Genomic DNA, 17,772 nt, shown 5'->3' on the forward strand with positions numbered 1-17,772 from the left:
GCTGTTTGATAATTAAATATTTTTTTAAAAAGTTCCTGCATCTTGTAGGCTTGTTTGCTATGCCTATTTTTATTCCTAACTACTCTCTGAACATAAAATTTATAGCGCTATAATGATTCTATACAAAATCAAGTTTTACATATTAGTTTCCGTGACTACTCTAATAAATTGGAATCAAATACAATTATATTGCATCATTGTATTTTTTACAATGCAATGTAAAACAATTGAAAAAAAACATGTTAATTCTAAAAAAGGAATTTAAATAATGGAAGTATTGAATCAGCATTTAAATGGTGATTTCCGGTAGAAAGCATTTATGAAGATGAGTGTTATAAATTAATCTTAGGGGAGCTCATATTTATAGAAATTATTAAAAACTTACTTGATTAATAACTAGATAAGGGTAAATTAAATTTGCCGTTTTTGCACCTTATAGTTTAAAATAAATAGGATAGACATGTATAACTTAAAAAATAAAGTGAGTAGTTAACTATTCTAAGGGCTGTTTTAAATTGTTTAAAACGTTACTTTATGAACCAGTTGGTTGCAGGTTCGAATTCTCTCCTATGTAATATAAAAACTTAGTAACTATAATGGTTACTGAGTTTATCGTTTCTAAAATAAATAACAAAAGCGTATATGATAGTGGTAAAATTAAAGAAGGAATAATTTCCAATTAAGTGCAATAATAATTACATCTCGGATACAATTAAGAAATATATTTTACGGGAAAATTGATATATACAAAGATGATATTTTAGAATGACTATAGATTTCAGAGATATGTCAGCAGTTCAAGTAATTGATTGATTGTATACTAAGGGAAGTAGCTGAAAAAAAATAACAACACAAGGTAAAAGAAATATTCTTTGAAAATACATACTAAATTACGGGGGATAAGATGAATTCAATATTTAACAAAATAAATATTAAAGAAAATCAGCAACTCGCTCTTGTTGACCTTAAACATAAAGGAATAGAAGATACTAAATTACTAGTGAATAACAAGCTAATAGTGAATTCAGAAAAAGGTAACCTATTAGATGAGCTTAAGAGATGCTTAAATGACTGTGAGAAGTTTTATTTCAGTGTAGCATTTATTAATTTTAGTGGACTTCAGCTTTTACTAGATAGCTTTAGAGAGCTTGAAGAAAGAGGCGTAAAGGGCAAGATACTAACATCTACATATCTTAATTTTACTGAACCAAAGGCCCTTGAGAGGATAACTAAGTTTAATAATATTGATCTAAAGGTTTTTGTGGCGACGAGTGACATGGGCTTTCATACTAAAGCCTATATTTTTGAGAATAAAGAGGAATACAAAATAATTATAGGATCTTCTAATATAACTCAAAGAGCCTTAAAGAGTAATGTAGAGTGGAATGTTAAAGTTATTTCTAAGAAAAATGATAGCTTTACCCGTGAGGTCTTGGAAGAGTATTTAAGTTTATGGGAAGTAACTTCTATTGTAGATGATGACTTTATTAATAGTTATAGTAATTTTCTAAAGGAGATTAAAAAAACTGGAGAAGGCAAAAATTTAGACTTTAGTAATTATCAATTAATTAAGCCTAACCATATGCAAAAGAAAGCTATGGATAATTTAAGTAGATTAAGAGCTGCTGGTGAAGTTAAAGCATTGGTTATTGCTGCTACAGGTACAGGAAAAACATATATGTCAGCATTTGATGCTGTAAGCTATAAACCTGAAAAGTTGCTTTTCTTGGTACATAGGGAAGAAATATTAAGAAGTGCAGAGGAAACCTTTAAGAAATTAGTTAAGAATAAAAGTAAAACTACAGGTCTTTTAACTGGTACAAGTAAAGATTTGAATGCGGATTATCTATTTTCAACTATACAATCAATGAATAATAATCTTGAAAATTTTAAGCCGGACGAGTTTGAATATATAATTGTTGATGAGGCTCACCATGCTTCTAGCCCTTCTTATGAAAAAGTTATGGAGTATTTCAAACCAAGGTTTTTACTTGGTATGACTGCAACCCCAGAAAGATGTGATGGAGGAAATATATTTGATATTTTTGGTGGTAATGTGGCTTTAGAATTAAGACTTAGGGAAGCCTTAGAGCTGGGGCTTGTTATTCCTTTTCATTACTTTGGAATATCTGATATTGAGGGTATTGACTTAAGTGATGTGAATGTTCAGGATACAAATGAAATAGCTAAAAGATTAAAGGTTAATGAGAGAGTTGACTTTATTGTGGATAAGATGGAGTTTTACGGCTACGATGGAGAGAAACGTAAAGGGGTAGGCTTCTGTGCAAGTATTGATCATGCTGAGTATATGGCAGCTGAATTTAATAAAAGAGGGATAAAAAGTATATGCTTAACAGGAGTAAATTCAGCAAATGAAAGAATATATTATATAAAGAAACTAGAATCAGATGACGACGACTTAGAAATTATATTTACTGTGGATATTTTTAATGAAGGTGTGGATATACCATCTATTAATTTAGTATTAATGCTTAGACCAACTAACTCACCTATAATATTTATACAACAGCTAGGAAGAGGGCTTAGAAATCATAAAGAAAAATCTTTTTTAACTGTATTAGATTTTATAGGAAATCATAAAAAAGTGTTTTTAATAGCAATAGCATTAAATGGTTCAAGGTATTATGATAAAGACAGTTTAAAGGTAGCTGTGGCCACTCAGTTTGGTAATATACCTGGATGTACTAATATTCAAATGGACAGAATTGCTCAGGAAAGAATATTAGAGCAGTTAACTGACGAAAATTTTAATTCTATGAAATATTTAAAGGAAGAATATTTAGAGTTTAAGATGATGAATAGTGGAAAAACTCCATATTTTCTTATGGATTATATAAAGTATGAGGGGGCTCCAAACCCTTTGAAATTTTTAAATAAGGAAAAAACTTATATTGGGTTTGTGGTTAAAATGGAGAATGATGAAGCTTTAAAAAAATTATTAGAAGAGGAAGCTTTTCTTAAAATTCTTAAAGAACTTTCAGCAAAGTTACCTATAAAAAGGATATATGAATTTAGTGTAATTAAATATTTGCTAAGCCATGAAGGAATAAATTTAAAGCAAGCTAAAAAAGAAATATTCAAGTATATTAAGGATGTAGATGATAATAGTATTATTCATGCATTTCAGTGTTTGAATCAAAATTATTATGATTCAGCTCAAGTTAAAAATAATATTAAATGCTTTGATCTTAATGAGGAAGTCTTAAGCCGTACATGGGCTTTTAAAACGGTAATATATAATGATAAATATAGAATGTACATTGAAGATGTTATAAATTATGCTCTTATAAGATATGAGAAAGAGTTTGAAAGTAAGTATTATGGAGTGCCATTTTTTAAGTTATATGAACAATACCAAATGATAGATGCAGCACTACTTTCAAATTATACTAAAATTCATAGCTCCTTCAGGGGGAGTGGTCTTATAGCAAATGGAAAAGAATATTTTCTTTTTGTAGATTTACATAAGGAAGAAGATATTAAGGAAAGTATAAATTATAAAGATAAATTTATAGATAGTAAATACTTTCAATGGCAAAGTCCAAATTCGACTTCTCAAAGTTCAGAAAGAGGTAAAAACATTATTTTCAATAAACAAAGAGGTATTAACCTGCATATTTTTGTAAGGAAGTATAAGCAAATTGATGGAGCTTCCGAGCCTTATATTTACATCGGTAAAGGTGATGTAACAGGATATGAAGGTGAAAAGCCGATAACTGTTCTAATGGAATTAGAACATGAAATGCCAGTAAATATTTATACAGAATTCACAAAAAAGGTATAGCGAAATTGCTATACCTTTTCTGATAAAAGCTGATTTACAGCCGCTATATCCGCTGGGGCCCAATTTAGGGAAAGTAAATTCTCTCTATGTATCCATATTAGTTTTGAATGCTCGCTTATGGTAGGAGTACCAGCAACTAATCGGCACTTAACAGTAATTAAATTCACTATAAACTTATCATATTCGTGAGTATTATCATTAAAGCGAGCAATAAATTCAACATCGCAGGCTAGTTCTTCTTTTATTTCTCTTTCAATAGCATCTTTTAAAGTTTCATTACCTTCTATTTTACCACCAGGGAACTCCCACATGTTTGGAATAGTCATTCTTGGAGATCGAAGGGCGCATAAAATTTCATGATTTTCATTTTCGATAATAGCTCCTACAACTTTTATTAATTTCTTCACATAAAACACCTCTAAGTAAGTTTAGCATAGAAGGGGTGAATGTAAAAGTTAGGGCTGTGATTTTAAGTATTATTTTCATAATAAACGCCTTATAATATAAAAACAACAATAATTAAAGGATACATAATTAATGTACAATATGATTATTAGACGACGTAACTATCGAAATTGAAAATACGAACAATGGTCTTTGAAAATTGAATAATACGGTATTGAAAAATAAAAACATTTACCACGTTTTACAAATAAAAGATAATTATACATAGAAAATATGCTATAATTACTATTAGTTAAGACGACATCGTAGAATATTATGCTATATACATTTACTAATCATAATATAATTGATGCACAAAATAAATGTATTGTATATTTAAATCAGATATAGCGGTCATTTATATTGAATAGAGCTATTACGTTTATAAAGAAAGAGTGTCCAAAGTCAGTTTAATAGCTATGTAATAATAAAAAATCTAAAAAGGTTTATCTTTTGAACGATAGGAGGATTAAGATGAGTGGGTTTGGAAATGATATTTTAAAAAGAGAAAGATTTGCTAAAAATCTAACTGATATATTAAAAAATAGCGAGAGCCATTTAATAAATGATAATAAGTCGTTAGTAATAGCATTAGATTCTCCGTGGGGAACTGGTAAAACTACATTTTTAAACGAATGGAAAGAAATGCTTAAGGGCGAAAAATTTAAAATCTTACATTATAATGCATGGGAAAGTGATTATAGTGAAGATGCATTAATGCCTATTATTAACAAAATATATGACCAAGAATCATCTCAGAAAAATAGAGAAAAATTGAAAGAGAAAACTGTAAATCTTCTTAAATATGTTGGGAAAAGTATTACCAAAAAAATTATTGCAGAAAAATTCGGTAATGAGTTTCAAGAGATATTAAGTTCAATAACAGAGCATAGTTTGAGTACTGAAAAAATAAACGAGATACTAAGAGAAAATCCTAGCAATAAATATTTTGATGATTTTTTAGAATTTAAAGGAGTGAAAGACGATTTTATAGAATTTCTTCAACAATTAAGTAATGGTAAAAAAATTATATTTTTTATAGATGAATTAGATAGATGTAGACCGACTTTTTCTATTGAAACTTTAGAAATAATCAAACATTTTTTTAATATAAATAATTTTATTTTTATAATAGCTCTTGATATGGAACAATTAAGTCATTCGGTAAAAACAATATATGGACAAGATATGGATACTTGTGGTTATTTAAGACGTTTCTTTGATTTGCATTTTAAAATTCCTAAACCTAGAATAATAGATTATGTAAAATTTGTACTTGAAAATAATGATTTAATATATCTTAAAGAACCATGGTTTATTAATGATATTTCAAATATTTTTGATAAATTAAATCTTTCATTAAGGGAAATTAATTCTATTTTAAAAAATTATAAACTAGTATTAGATACATCTTTAAGACCTTATAAAGAAATGGGTATGCAAGAGAATGACTATCCAGTTTTAGAAGTATTCTTATATTTAATAACTTTAAAGTATAAGGAACCAGACTATTACAATATAATTTTGTGCAAAAAGTTTATTCTTGAAGGTAATTCACTTGGAAATAATGATAAAACAATAGTTATTCCTAAAAACATCTGTGAACCAACAGAAAAAGTTAAAGAGTTTCTTCAGTTGATTAGCTGTGGAAATAATGATAAATTACTAAAAGATTTTCCTATCGATTGGCCGGAAAATTTATACCCTTATTTAGGATTTAAAATTAGTAATGCTTCTAAAGTTAATAAATATATAGAAGAACAAATAGAAATATTTAATTATATTGCAAATTAATATATTTCTTACACAATAACAGAGAAATGTGTATTAGGAAAGAGGAAATTATAGGTATTTAATATTCTTATTAAACGTCACAATCAATAAAACCGAATAATCTCCATAAAATACCGTATTATTCAATTGAATTTTACGGTATTTTTACGTCGCATTTCAAAAATATTTCGACATAACCTTGAATAGAAAATATTAATCCTATCCATCAACGGCGTATACAAAATGGAATAGATATTTTTAACTACAATTTTCAATATAAAATTACTCCTGATTTCACTTAAAGCTAATGAAATTCGGCGATTGCTTTCCTATTTGATAAGCAGTCATAAAAAAAAATTTTGAGGTACTAACAAGTAGGGAATATGATATGTTTTTTTACCCACTCTAAGGAATTAACAATAATTTATTGTATAATATAGTTAATAAGTTATTTCGTCTTGGTATTCTATTGTAAAGTAAAAACTATTTGTATAGCATACAGATAAATAGTAATTTAATGGAGGGATTTTATATGTTTGGGAAAGAGAAAAAAGAAAAGAGATTTGTTATTAAAGAAGAACAGTCATTAGGATTTGGTGCGGTATATATTGTTGTTGATACTCAGACAGGAGTTAATTACTTAACGACTGTTGGAACTGGTATGAATGGAATGACACCATTATTAGATTCAGATGGGAAGGTAGTAGTTGATAGATAAATTCCAATTTATAGGATTGAATTAACATATTTTTAGACTCAGTTATTTGGCATCTTTCATAAAGTGAGTCACACTGGTAATAAGATGAAGTTAATGGAGGAATTTTATGTTTATAGAGAACGATCCTAAAGATAATGCTTATAGAGATTTAATTGACTTGGCTTTTGAAGTTTGTGATACTTTCATCTTGGTAGTTAGAAAGAGCTTATTTTTTAATCAGAATGCAGACTATCTTTTAGAAGAATTAGAATCTTCGCTTAAAGAAGTGAAAGAAGAATATGAATGGCCTGGAACATTCTTGGCAGGAGGAGAACCTGCTAAAGTATATTATTACAATACTGATATTAATGCAAGAACAGTAATAAAAACAGTTACAAACTCATTACATTCGTGGGTGCAGCCAGACTTACCAGAGGATTTATCTTTTATAAAGAATGGGAAGTCTTGGTTAATTAATATTTCTCATTAATTTGAAAGTTATATAATTACAGAAAACAAAGAAGAAATTGATAAAATTATACAAATAAAAGGTTTAAATGTTAGGTTATAGTATTTATCGTTATTTCGAATGCTTCGTATTAAGGCACAACTATTAAAACTAAATAATCACCTTTAATAGTTATGGAGGAGTTTATTTTGGATACTTTTGGAGAAAGACTTAAGAGTGTGAGGTTAGCTAAAAAAATGACTCAAGAGCAAACCGCAAATGAAATAACAAATAGTACACATTAATTTGTGGACAAGCGTGCTATTTATCATAACTTTGTGGACGAAGAAGGTTTAAATATCAGTTTAATATATAACATGTTATCTGATAATATATCATCCTCAATAATAATTAAAGGGGTACTTTAATTAAGTTGCCCTTAGAGTTACACTTATTAAACAATAAATCCTGTAGATCTGATTTTGTTACTATACGCGGTGATTTTTCCCAATCCCACTTTTTTATTACAGGAGCTGTGTTAGATCTTTTTCTAAAGCTAGTTTTATCTCCTGCCATATTGACTAAATTTTTAATGTTAGCAGCAGCTTCTTTGTTGATTTTATGTTTTATTGAGATATATAAACACCTACCTATTCTTTCGCTCTTATTATATATTATAATTTTTTTTCGTAAGCCTCAACCATTTTTTTTACTAATGTCCGTCTACAGAACCATTCTCCCTTGAAGTTAAGTCTCCATAATCAGTATCGTTTGGATGTTATTATCATGGCTATTATTATAAACAATATTCATAGTAGTTTATGGCTATAATAATATAAAAATTCATAAAAATAGCCACTCTCTTTAGGAGAATGGCTATTAACTATCTCATACTTTATTTGTACACTATACTATAAGGTATGAATGAAGTATTTAAAATATTCCAACATTTAACTATATATTTATATTACACAAAAATTTTTATTTACCACAAATTCTACTCCAAAATCCTTTTTTAATCTCATGTTCAATTTTAGTAGACGCAATTTCATTCATAGGTAGATTTAGTGCTTTAGACATATTTGAATTATTCTGAAGTAATCCATTAAACTGGTAGTTTTTAACTTGTAACTGCTCGTCTTTAATTTCAATTTGCTTCTCTAAGAATAAAATTCTCTCTTTCAAGTCTATATATTCTCTATCTGTCATCGCGTTCCTATCACGTTCTAATACGTTTCCCAAACGTTTCTGTGCACAATCACTACTGCTTTCTGTTTGTCCCTGAATATCACACTTAATTGCTAGAAAGTCTTTGTCCTCTATATTGTTGTTTTTGCTCTTTTTATTGATATTTATATTTAATTTTTCGATCTCATTATAAATTTTCTTCCTCGATACTCCTAATTCATTAGCAGCCTGCGTTATTGTTCTCATAACTGATATCCTCCCGTAGTATAACGTTCCATATATAAAATGTAGATGTTTCAATACTGGTATAAATTTAACATATATTTACATATTAAGCAATAAGAAATATAAATTTTTGCTTTATATAGTAGATAATAGATTTGCTCTAGTTAAATAGTAGTATACATTTCTTCTATGATAATAGCCTACATTTTTGTTGTAATATTATTTAATTAGGGAGGTTTAGTCATTAATTATATCAAAAGCATATAAATATATAATAAAATATGGTAATATTTACATTGCAAGTTTTTTTTGTAACCAATTTATTTTATCCAGATAAAATTTATGCGAAGATACATTGAAAAAGTGGGGGTAATGTCTTGGAAAATACTTATAACAACATAATAATAGAACCATATTTTTGTACATGTGATGGCATTATAACAGAGGTTAATAAAGAATTTATTGATTTTACAGGTTTTAAGATGAATGAATTGTTAGGTAAATCACTTATGGTAATTGGAGATATATTGAAACTAAATTCGCAAATACTACTTGATAATATAAATGATAAGTATTCAGGATATATATTCACAAAATCTCTTCACGCACGAGAAGTGAATATATCACTTTTCAATTGTAGCGAAGCAAATAAAAAGCTGTATTCTTTTCTTGAGAAAAAAGATTCAAGGCTTGATGACAAGCTTATTTTTGAAGCGCAAACATTTATAGATGACATATCGGGTGTAGCTGTTTATAGTGCGCCAGATTTAGTATTGCTTAAAACAAATCAAAAGTATCTTAATTTGGTGGGTTCAGCTAAAACAATAGGAAATAATATAGGTAAATATATTAGAGAAATTGTACCTGGATTTGTGGGTAGCCAAGATAAAGTTACTTGGGGCTGTGTTATTGAATCGCAGAAAAATAGCTATATAAAAGAATATACAGTTGATAATTCAAAAATAAACACAACTTATTGGCGATTTTCAAAAACAGCTATTTTCGAAAAAGGAAAGACGAAATATATATTTGAAACTATTTCTGAGGTTACTGAAAAAGTTTATAAAAATCAAAATACAGAACTGCAAGAAGAGCTAACTCAACAGGAATGTGTAGAGTCAAAAGCACAGACCGTTAGTATAATTGGGGATCCTATAAAAATTGAAGAATTCAAAAAGAAACTAGAAGCTTCAAAAAGTCGATATAAATTTTTGTATACATTGATAGATACTCTAGATTTACCTATTGCTAGAATATCATATCCGGATCTTAAAATTGTTGATGTAAATAAAAAAGCCTTTAGTATCATTAAATTATTGGTCCCTAATCTTAAATCAATGAATCAAATAAAGGATACCAAAATCGAAAATTTATCTGGAACATTTAAAACAAGTGAATATTATAAATGTATTGGTGAAGTAATAAAGGAAAAGAAAACTAATCATTTAAATAATAAAAAACATTTGATAGATGGGTACGAAGTATATTGGAACGTTATTTTTGAACCAATGCTTGGAGTAGGTGGAGAAATCCTAGAAATATTAATTTTAATAATAGATGTCACTGCCGAAATAAAAGCTAATATTGTCATGGGTGAAGAGTTAAAATCACAGGGAGAATTCCTTGTTAACATATCGCATGATCTTAAAGCACCACTTAATGTTATATCTGCAACAGCTCAGTTATTTAATATGTATTGCAATAGCGGATCACTTGATGATAAAAAGGGTTCAATTGTTAAATATATAAAATCAATTAAGCAAAATTCATATAGGATATCCAAACTCATTAATAATATAGTCGATTTATCAAAAATTCAAGCCGGATTCTTCAAATTGGAGCTATCAAATAATAATATTGTCGAAGTTGTAGAAAATATAGTAACGTCTGTAACTGATTTTACTGATAGTAAAGGGATATCTATTATTTTTGACACTGATATAGACGAAAAAAATATTGCTTGTGACCCGGAAAAGTTAGAGAGGATGGTATTAAATCTTATATCAAATGCGATAAAATTTACAGATGAAGGTGGAGAAATATTTATAGATGTTAAGGATAAAAATGAGTTCATTGAAATATCAGTCAAAGATAATGGTATTGGTATTGAAGATAAATACTTAGATATAATATTCGATAGGTTTAAACAGGTAGATAAATCTATATCAAGGAATGTAGAGGGTACGGGTATTGGCTTAAGTTTAGTTAAGTCGATTGTAGATTTACATGGTGGTAGTATATATGTTGATAGTGAAATTGATAAAGGTAGTAAATTTACAGTTTGGATTCCTTCGAGAAATTCACTTAATGTAGATATAACATATAATAACGAGGTGAAAAATATCAGTCAAAATATACATGTAGAACTTTCAGATGTTTGCTCATAAATTTATTATTATATGACTGAACCATTAATAATGAGTTCTAAAAGTATAGGATTTAGTTGGGATGGAAAAATTTAAAATGTCATTTTTTTTGACAGTGTGGAGTAATAGAGGCATTTAATAATGTTTTGTGGAGCTTATAAAATAGTAGTGTATTTAACTTAAGAATAAAGGGGATTACAAAGATGGAAGAATCTAAAATAAACATAATTATTGCTGATGACAACAGAGGATTTTGCAGCATTCTTAGCGATTATTTATTAAAACAAAACGATATTGTTGTTACTGGAATAGCACATGATGGAATAGAAACAATAAAATTGATTAAAGAGAAACAACCTGATCTAGTAGTACTTGATATAATTATGCCTCAAATTGATGGGTTAGGCGTTCTAGAAATGTTAAAGACAATGAATTTAGATACAATGCCAAAAATAATTGTCTTATCAGCGGTTAGTCAGGATAAAATAGCCCAAAGGGCAATGTCATTAGGGGCGGATTACTTTATTTTAAAACCTTTTAATATGGAAGTATTTATTAAAAGAATAAGAGAAATGGTAGATAAAACTATATATAGTGAAGATGAAGTAAAAATAATTACTTATGCTGATAGTTCTGAAATTAAAAATAATATAAATCAACCACCTAATATTGATATGATTGCTCAAATAACTAATATTATGCATGAAATTGGAATACCTGCTCATATAAAAGGTTATACGTTTGTGAGGGAAGCAATAAGCATGGTAGTGAATGATGTTGACCTTTTATCAGCAGTAACAAAAGAATTATATCCATCAATAGGTGAAAAATTTAATACTACTGGAAGTAAAGTAGAAAGAGCAATAAGACATTCAATAGAGGTTGCATGGAATAGAGGACAAATAGAAACTATTAATAAAATTTTTGGTTATTCTAGTCGTAATGAAAAGGGCAGTCCTACTAATTCAGAATTTATAGCGATGGTAGCTGACAAGTTAAGATTATACAATAGGGTTAGCTAATTGTATATAAAAAACCAACATTTCAATTCAATAAATGAGTAATTGAGAATAATAATACTTTTAAATTCTCGCTGTAGTTACGAATGAATGATGTAGGGTTGTCTCTTGTATATTAAATAAATCATAAGGACACACTTTTAAAGTAGTTACTTTGAAGGGAATGATGAACTTATGATGTTTAATAAAGTAGAGATATGTGGAGTTAATACTTCAAAACTACCGAAGTTAAAAGAAAAACAAATGAAAGAATTATTATATAGGATACAAAATGGCGAGTATGAGTGTAGAGAAGAGTTTATTCAAGCTAACTTAAGGCTTATTTTAAGTGTGATAAAGCGTTTCAATAACAGAGGTGTAGACGTAGATGATTTATTTCAAGTAGGTTGTATTGGTTTAATGAAATCCATTGATAATTTTGATTTAAGTTTAAACCTTAGGTTTTCAACATATGCAATTCCTATGATTATTGGGGAAATCAGAAGATATTTAAGAGATAATAATTCTATAAGGGTTAGCAGGTCGATGAGGGATACTGCATACAAAGCACTACAAGTTAAAGAGAGGTTGACAAATGAAAACAATAAAGAACCAACTGTAACCCAAATAGCAAAAGAATTACAATTAACTCGAGAAGAAGTTGTACTCGCTTTAGCTGCTATACAAGACCCTGTATCTTTATTTCAACCAATTTATCATGATGGTGGAGATGAAATTTATGTAATGGATCAAATAAGTGATACTAAAAGTTTAGATGATAATTGGATTGAAAATATATCAATTAAAGAGGGAATGAAAAAATTAAAAGATAGGGAAAAATTAGTCTTAAATTTGAGGTTCTTTAACGGTAGAACTCAGATGGAAGTAGCTGATGAAATAGGTATATCCCAAGCACAGGTATCTAGAGTTGAAAAAAATGCATTAAAGCACATGAGAAAATATGTATAGGGGCCTATAGCAGGCCCCTTTTATAAATTCATATAAAAAATTAAGACTATAATATTGAGTTAACATAAAAAAGGTGTTCATGAACACCTTTTTTATGAATTCTTATTTAATGAGGTTAGAATTTATTAAATAATTGAATTAATCGCAACAGAATTGTTTTGCATATAATTCATCAGTAGTCTTTAAATTGTAAACACATCTTATTTCATCAATGTTACATGGGTTTGATGACATGTTTCCTTGTTTATCAACGGTGCATAGGCTTGATAATAAATTTCCTTTTTCATCCATATCTGTTGCTATCAAACATGATGTATGGTCAGAACATATGGCATTAAACTGCCAATTTGAAAGACCTGTCACGGCTCTATCGTCATTAAAAAGTTTAGCAACCTTTTCAGCTAAACTCTTATCTAAAAATAGTACTGGAGCCAATTGCTTATTAGCATCTAAACAAGCAAATGCATCGCATGCACATATGTCATTTTTGATACGATCTATTATATAAAATGGTGCTCCAACCTCCTGTTTAGCAAATGATCTATTTATTGTATTAAATTCTTTATTCATTAATAAACCTCCTCATATATATATAGAATGGACTAACACTAATACAAAATATATCTTTATTATTAACATTTATTACTTTATATTTAATAACAAATTTAAAATAATAGATGGAAATGGATTAACGATTAAGTATATTTATATGACAACTGTTTCAGTACTTTTAATTTTAAACTATTGTAATTTTTATTTTAAACTGAAAAAAAAATATGCAAATATATTTAATGTAACAACTCCGGCACTAAATATATAAAGAATTTAAATTTATTAAAAGTAATATAGAAAATAAATTTAAATATAAATATAAAAGGGAATCAAAGATCAGGAGGGAAAATCATGAAAGAATTAATGAAATTATTAAATAGGGTACTTTTAACAGTAGAGGAATTAAAAATAGTAGAAGAAAACGAAGAAGTTGAACTTATAGAGTATTTTGGAATTAGCATAGAAAAAAATGGATATAGTTGGTATAATGTAACTTTAAAAAATAGAGAAGAATATAGTATTTACACATTATAACTATAACGAGAGGAATTAAACGAGGTTGCAAAAAGAGAAAGGATTACATTAGAGTAGGCACATAATGGAGGCAAAATTTTTTATATGAATTAAATATTGGATTCATGGAAACAAATAAGTCGGTATATGTAGATCGGAAAAATTAAAATTGTATGTACAGGCAATTTTATTAAAATCAATCATAGTATAGTAATAAGCTATACTAGGAGGGACGTCTTTGTTTTTCATAAATTGTCTATTAGATATGATTGGAAATGTCACATTATTAACAGCTTATATAACTGGTAGTGGAACATTTTCTCAACCATTAAGTGAAGAAGAAGAGAAATCCTATTTAACAAAGTTTAAGGATGGAGATTTATTAGCTAAAGGTATACTCGTTGAACGGAATTTAAGACTAGTTGCACATATAGTGAAAAAATTTTCCTACCCCGGAAAAGATGTAGATGACCTCATATCAATTGGTACTGTGGGGCTTATTAAAGCGATTGAAGCCTTTGATTTAAATAAGGGAGTAAGGTTTGCCACCTACGCTTCAAGGTGCATAGAAAATGAGATACTCATGCTTATTCGTAATAATAAGAAAACGAAAGGGGATGTGTATCTACAGGATCCTATTGGCACTGATAAAGAAGGAAATGAGATATCTCTTATTGATGTATTAAGTAGCGAGAAGGATTCTATCTTTGAGATAGTAGAAAATAAAATACTAATTACAAAACTTTATGATAAAATAAACTTTGATTTAAAAGATCGAGAAAAAATAATAATTCAAATGCGTTATGGATTATCTGATGGTCCCCCCAGAACCCAAAGAGAAATTGCACTGATTCTAGGAATTTCTAGGTCCTATGTTTCTAGAATTGAAAAGAGCGCATTAAAGAGGCTTAAAAAGGAATTAAATAGAACTAATAAATTGTAACAATTATTGTGTAATTATAAATTGTACATTATTAGTGAAAAGTAAGTTATAGTTAATAGCTATTCTCCTCAAGAGAGTGGTTATTTTTATTTATATTATAAAATTTTGAAATCAGCTAAGGAAACTGGTCCTACAACATTCGCCTAACATAGATAGTGTTAACCTAACGTAAAACATAACAAGAAATATCAAACTTTATAATGACATATAAGTGCAGTTGACAAGTGGTGAATATTGGTTTGAACCCTAGCCCCTTATCTTAGATTACTGTATGAAACAAAATATATTCTCTTAACATAATAATCCTTGTTTATTTTATTATATTAAATCAACCATAAATTACTATGAATATTCTTTATAATAATGCGCAAAATATAAATGCAAATGAAAATGAAAATCATTATTAAATAAAGAGGAGGTAATTTATATGTCAAAGAAAACATTAGTGCCACAAGCAAGAGAGGGTTTAAACAAGTTTAAAATGGAAGCTGCTAAAGAAGTAGGAGTTAATCTTTCAGAAGGATACAATGGAGATTTAACTTCAAGAGAGAATGGTTCTGTAGGCGGACAAATGGTTAAAAAAATGGTTGAGTCTTACGAAAAGAACTTATAATTAAATTATAATGATTAAATGGTATCTATAGTGTAAACACATTTTAAAAAGTGTTTACATATAGGTACCTTATTAAATATCATTATATATAGTAAATATGATAAAAATTTAATATTTATAATATTTATATTTATTGTTATAATCATTAGCAGCTCCAACTAATTGTTCATAGCTATTTATTTCCTTAATTTTAATTATTTTCTTAAAATCATAATATCTAATAGTTTTAGTTTTTCTTATAGTTTGTTGATATGGTTTACGGTTTAGTAAATAAAACCAAAACACATCGGCATCAATCTCTAAACACACGCCTTTTTTATCGTAATGAGCTTGCACATCTTTCAACATTTGTAGAGCGTCATTATCGTTCTTTACACCAGTAAAAAACTTAATTATTAAATTTGCTTCTTTTGAAGTTGCTAGAGTCTGATTAGAATTTATGCCTGAGTATGAATCATTCATTAATATTTCCCCCTAGTAGATATTCCTTATCATCAGTTTATTTCAAAGTAGCTCTGAAGTTATTTTCTTTTTTCCTATTTATTCTTTTTTTAACCTATAGTTGACAGACATAGTTAAAATAACATCTCTTATACTATCATAATTAAACAAATAATACAAAAGAAGGAAACTGTAATTTTTCTTCTCCTTTTGCACTTCTAATAAAAACCATTTTGAAGTGGTTTTTATTATTTCATTTATAATAATTATAAAATTCATATTTCATGTAAATAACGAACTATGGCTATATTATTAACTTTAATAATTTACTTAAATTCTATACGAACTTGAATTTAATCAGAGTAGAAATTAAAGGTGAGGTATAGTAAATATGAAACAATCAGAGAGCAAGAAGGTGGAAAAGGTTATGCATCAGGGTTTGAGGGACTGATTGATTTTATAGATAATTTATTACCACGAAATGAGTCTCTAGCGTCTTTTATGAGAAGAATTGGAGTTTGTGAAGAAAGAGGAAGTGGATTTGACAAGGTAGTATCTTTAACAGAAAGATACCAATTGCCGGCACCTAGATATTTTAAATACATTCCTTACTGGGCTTAAATTTTAACTTACTGGTAACTTGCAGATAAGTCGATATTGTATTGTTGTTAAATAAAGAAAGTGAGCTAAACGATGATTAATCAATATTTTTTATTCGGAATTTAACTTGCGAGCAACTTGTGGTAATGAAAAGGTGAGAGAGTATGAAAAGAATATAAATAAAAAAATGTTGAAAATAGCAACAAGTCCCATGGTAATGGTATCATCGATCCTGAGAACTTTTCACCATTTCCAAAGAATCCAACAATAGCAAAGTTCTTCAAAGAAATTGGATGGGTGGATGAATTGGGATCAGGAGTCAGAAATATTTATAAATACAATAAGATATACTCTGGCGCTGAGCCCACCTTCATTGAAGGAGATATTTTTAAGACGATTATTCCGATGACGTCTCAAGTTACCATGCAAGCTACCATGCAAGCTACCATGCAAGCTCATAAAGAAGTAAAAGGTTTATTGGAGTTTTGTGGAGTGCCAAGAACCAGAAGCGAAATGCAAGAATTTATGGACCTTATTAATAGAGACTATTTCAGAAAGAATATTTTAAACCCTTTGATTAAAGGTGGTTTATTGAAATTAACAATACCAGCTAAACCGACAAGCCCAAAACAGAAATATTATTCTAAAAGAAGATAATACTTCATAGTAATAATTTATAACAAGGCGATGACATCCAGTCATCGCCTAACTCATTATATTCTTCAATCCACCGTATTATCATCCACCATAAAATCTACATCAATGTTCTTCTACGAAAGTTTACTAATTACTCTTCTAAAATACGAGGTATAAAATTACTACTGCTGGCGGTTTTGTTTAAGGCAAAGTCTGTACACTGTGCCGCATGGAAGATTCCATCTTCCATGCATAATATTGGTGTAATAATATACTTTATTAAAACAAAAGAATCATGAATTATCTGAGATAGGATAGATACAGCAGTAATATTTAAAAAATAATTAATTACGAACATAAAGCGCAATAATGATTATTGATTAATAAATATTATCGTGTTATAATGTTTAACAATAGAAGTAATTAATAAAGTTTGAGTAGTCACGGAAACTAATATATAAAACTTGATTCTGTACAAAGTCATTATAGCGTTATAAATTTTAAGATCAGAGAGCAGTTAGGAATAAAAATAGGTATAGCAAACAAGCCTGCACGATGCAG

Annotated in this window: 16 protein-coding genes; 12 read left to right on the forward strand and 4 right to left on the reverse strand. The window is 28.2% G+C overall.

Going from position 1 to position 17,772, the window contains the following annotated elements; all coding sequences use genetic code 11:
* The first annotated feature begins 904 nt into the window (after positions 1-904).
* Entirely contained in the window at positions 905-3,805 is a 2,901-nt protein-coding gene (locus tag ACJAX4_RS13670; protein WP_435790013.1) for a DEAD/DEAH box helicase, read from the forward strand.
* Positions 3,806-3,813: 8 nt separating this feature from the next.
* Here ACJAX4_RS13670 and ACJAX4_RS13675 read toward each other — a convergent pair whose 3' ends face one another.
* Complete coding sequence (locus ACJAX4_RS13675; protein WP_435790014.1) at positions 3,814-4,212, reverse strand: (deoxy)nucleoside triphosphate pyrophosphohydrolase; 399 nt, start codon at positions 4,210-4,212, stop codon at positions 3,814-3,816.
* Positions 4,213-4,723: 511 nt separating this feature from the next.
* On the opposite strand from ACJAX4_RS13675, the gene ACJAX4_RS13680 reads away from it, so the two are divergent.
* The 3 genes from ACJAX4_RS13680 (at position 4,724) to ACJAX4_RS13690 (ending at position 7,209) form a co-directional block, all read left to right on the forward strand.
* Positions 4,724-6,043 (forward strand): KAP family P-loop NTPase fold protein, encoded by a 1,320-nt coding sequence (locus ACJAX4_RS13680; protein WP_435790015.1) that lies wholly within the window; start codon positions 4,724-4,726, stop codon positions 6,041-6,043.
* A gap of 511 nt (positions 6,044-6,554) precedes the next feature.
* On the forward strand, positions 6,555-6,740 hold the full coding sequence (locus ACJAX4_RS13685) for a DUF6440 family protein (protein ID WP_216206109.1): 186 nt from the start codon (positions 6,555-6,557) through the stop codon (positions 6,738-6,740).
* Positions 6,741-6,846: 106 nt separating this feature from the next.
* Entirely contained in the window at positions 6,847-7,209 is a 363-nt protein-coding gene (locus ACJAX4_RS13690; RefSeq protein WP_435790016.1) for a stage III sporulation protein AH, read from the forward strand.
* A gap of 939 nt (positions 7,210-8,148) precedes the next feature.
* Here ACJAX4_RS13690 and ACJAX4_RS13695 read toward each other — a convergent pair.
* Positions 8,149-8,601: a hypothetical protein gene (locus ACJAX4_RS13695; protein ID WP_435790017.1), complete on the reverse strand. Its 453-nt coding sequence runs from the start codon at positions 8,599-8,601 to the stop codon at positions 8,149-8,151.
* 356 nt (positions 8,602-8,957) lie between these two features.
* Here ACJAX4_RS13695 and ACJAX4_RS13700 point away from each other — a divergent pair, with 356 nt between their 5' ends.
* The 3 genes from ACJAX4_RS13700 (at position 8,958) to sigG (ending at position 12,913) form a co-directional block, all read left to right on the forward strand.
* Positions 8,958-10,967, forward strand: coding sequence for a sensor histidine kinase (locus tag ACJAX4_RS13700; RefSeq protein WP_435790018.1), 2,010 nt, complete (start codon positions 8,958-8,960; stop codon positions 10,965-10,967).
* Positions 10,968-11,149: 182 nt separating this feature from the next.
* Positions 11,150-11,968 carry a sporulation transcription factor Spo0A gene (spo0A, locus tag ACJAX4_RS13705; protein ID WP_435790019.1) on the forward strand — a complete coding sequence of 273 codons (819 nt, stop codon included), beginning with the start codon at positions 11,150-11,152 and terminating at the stop codon, positions 11,966-11,968.
* Between the two features lie 171 nt (positions 11,969-12,139).
* Entirely contained in the window at positions 12,140-12,913 is a 774-nt protein-coding gene (gene sigG, locus ACJAX4_RS13710) for an RNA polymerase sporulation sigma factor SigG (RefSeq protein WP_435790020.1), read from the forward strand.
* A 138-nt stretch (positions 12,914-13,051) separates the two neighbouring features.
* Here sigG and ACJAX4_RS13715 read toward each other — a convergent pair whose 3' ends face one another.
* Positions 13,052-13,483 (reverse strand): hypothetical protein, encoded by a 432-nt coding sequence (locus ACJAX4_RS13715; protein WP_435790021.1) that lies wholly within the window; start codon positions 13,481-13,483, stop codon positions 13,052-13,054.
* 333 nt (positions 13,484-13,816) lie between these two features.
* On the opposite strand from ACJAX4_RS13715, the gene ACJAX4_RS13720 reads away from it, so the two are divergent.
* From ACJAX4_RS13720 to ACJAX4_RS13730, 3 genes are all read left to right on the forward strand, one after another.
* Positions 13,817-13,999 (forward strand): hypothetical protein, encoded by a 183-nt coding sequence (locus ACJAX4_RS13720; protein ID WP_435790022.1) that lies wholly within the window; start codon positions 13,817-13,819, stop codon positions 13,997-13,999.
* A gap of 217 nt (positions 14,000-14,216) precedes the next feature.
* Positions 14,217-14,921, forward strand: a complete 705-nt coding sequence (gene sigK / locus ACJAX4_RS13725) for an RNA polymerase sporulation sigma factor SigK (protein ID WP_435790023.1) — start codon at positions 14,217-14,219, stop codon at positions 14,919-14,921.
* 427 nt (positions 14,922-15,348) lie between these two features.
* The gene (locus ACJAX4_RS13730) at positions 15,349-15,534 is read left to right on the forward strand and encodes an alpha/beta-type small acid-soluble spore protein (protein ID WP_435790024.1); all 186 of its coding nucleotides are present in this window, start codon (positions 15,349-15,351) and stop codon (positions 15,532-15,534) included.
* A gap of 108 nt (positions 15,535-15,642) precedes the next feature.
* Here the strand turns inward: ACJAX4_RS13730 and ACJAX4_RS13735 are convergent, their stop codons facing one another.
* On the reverse strand, positions 15,643-15,996 hold the full coding sequence (locus tag ACJAX4_RS13735) for a hypothetical protein (RefSeq protein ID WP_435790025.1): 354 nt from the start codon (positions 15,994-15,996) through the stop codon (positions 15,643-15,645).
* Between the two features lie 354 nt (positions 15,997-16,350).
* On the opposite strand from ACJAX4_RS13735, the gene ACJAX4_RS13740 reads away from it, so the two are divergent.
* On the forward strand, positions 16,351-16,596 hold the full coding sequence (locus ACJAX4_RS13740; RefSeq protein WP_435790026.1) for an ATP-binding protein: 246 nt from the start codon (positions 16,351-16,353) through the stop codon (positions 16,594-16,596).
* A 204-nt stretch (positions 16,597-16,800) separates the two neighbouring features.
* Positions 16,801-17,232 carry a Fic family protein gene (locus tag ACJAX4_RS13745; protein ID WP_435790027.1) on the forward strand — a complete coding sequence of 144 codons (432 nt, stop codon included), beginning with the start codon at positions 16,801-16,803 and terminating at the stop codon, positions 17,230-17,232.
* The last annotated feature ends 540 nt before the right edge of the window (positions 17,233-17,772 follow it).

This window comes from Clostridium sp., assembly GCF_051278035.1.
Taxonomy (GTDB): Bacteria; Bacillota; Clostridia; order Clostridiales; family Clostridiaceae; genus Clostridium_AD.

What these genes read in the sequence shown, in the direction of transcription:
- ACJAX4_RS13695 (WP_435790017.1), bottom strand. Translation starts at nt 8,601, where the DNA reads ATGAGAACAATAACGCAGGCTGCTAATGAATTAGGAGTATCGAGGAAG.
- ACJAX4_RS13690 (WP_435790016.1), top strand. Translation starts at nt 6,847, where the DNA reads ATGTTTATAGAGAACGATCCTAAAGATAATGCTTATAGAGATTTAATT.
- ACJAX4_RS13715 (WP_435790021.1), bottom strand. Translation starts at nt 13,483, where the DNA reads ATGAATAAAGAATTTAATACAATAAATAGATCATTTGCTAAACAGGAG.
- ACJAX4_RS13730 (WP_435790024.1), top strand. Translation starts at nt 15,349, where the DNA reads ATGTCAAAGAAAACATTAGTGCCACAAGCAAGAGAGGGTTTAAACAAG.
- ACJAX4_RS13735 (WP_435790025.1), bottom strand. Translation starts at nt 15,996, where the DNA reads ATGAATGATTCATACTCAGGCATAAATTCTAATCAGACTCTAGCAACT.
- ACJAX4_RS13680 (WP_435790015.1), top strand. Translation starts at nt 4,724, where the DNA reads ATGAGTGGGTTTGGAAATGATATTTTAAAAAGAGAAAGATTTGCTAAA.
- ACJAX4_RS13685 (WP_216206109.1), top strand. Translation starts at nt 6,555, where the DNA reads ATGTTTGGGAAAGAGAAAAAAGAAAAGAGATTTGTTATTAAAGAAGAA.
- sigG (WP_435790020.1), top strand. Translation starts at nt 12,140, where the DNA reads ATGATGTTTAATAAAGTAGAGATATGTGGAGTTAATACTTCAAAACTA.
- ACJAX4_RS13670 (WP_435790013.1), top strand. Translation starts at nt 905, where the DNA reads ATGAATTCAATATTTAACAAAATAAATATTAAAGAAAATCAGCAACTC.
- spo0A (WP_435790019.1), top strand. Translation starts at nt 11,150, where the DNA reads ATGGAAGAATCTAAAATAAACATAATTATTGCTGATGACAACAGAGGA.
- ACJAX4_RS13720 (WP_435790022.1), top strand. Translation starts at nt 13,817, where the DNA reads ATGAAAGAATTAATGAAATTATTAAATAGGGTACTTTTAACAGTAGAG.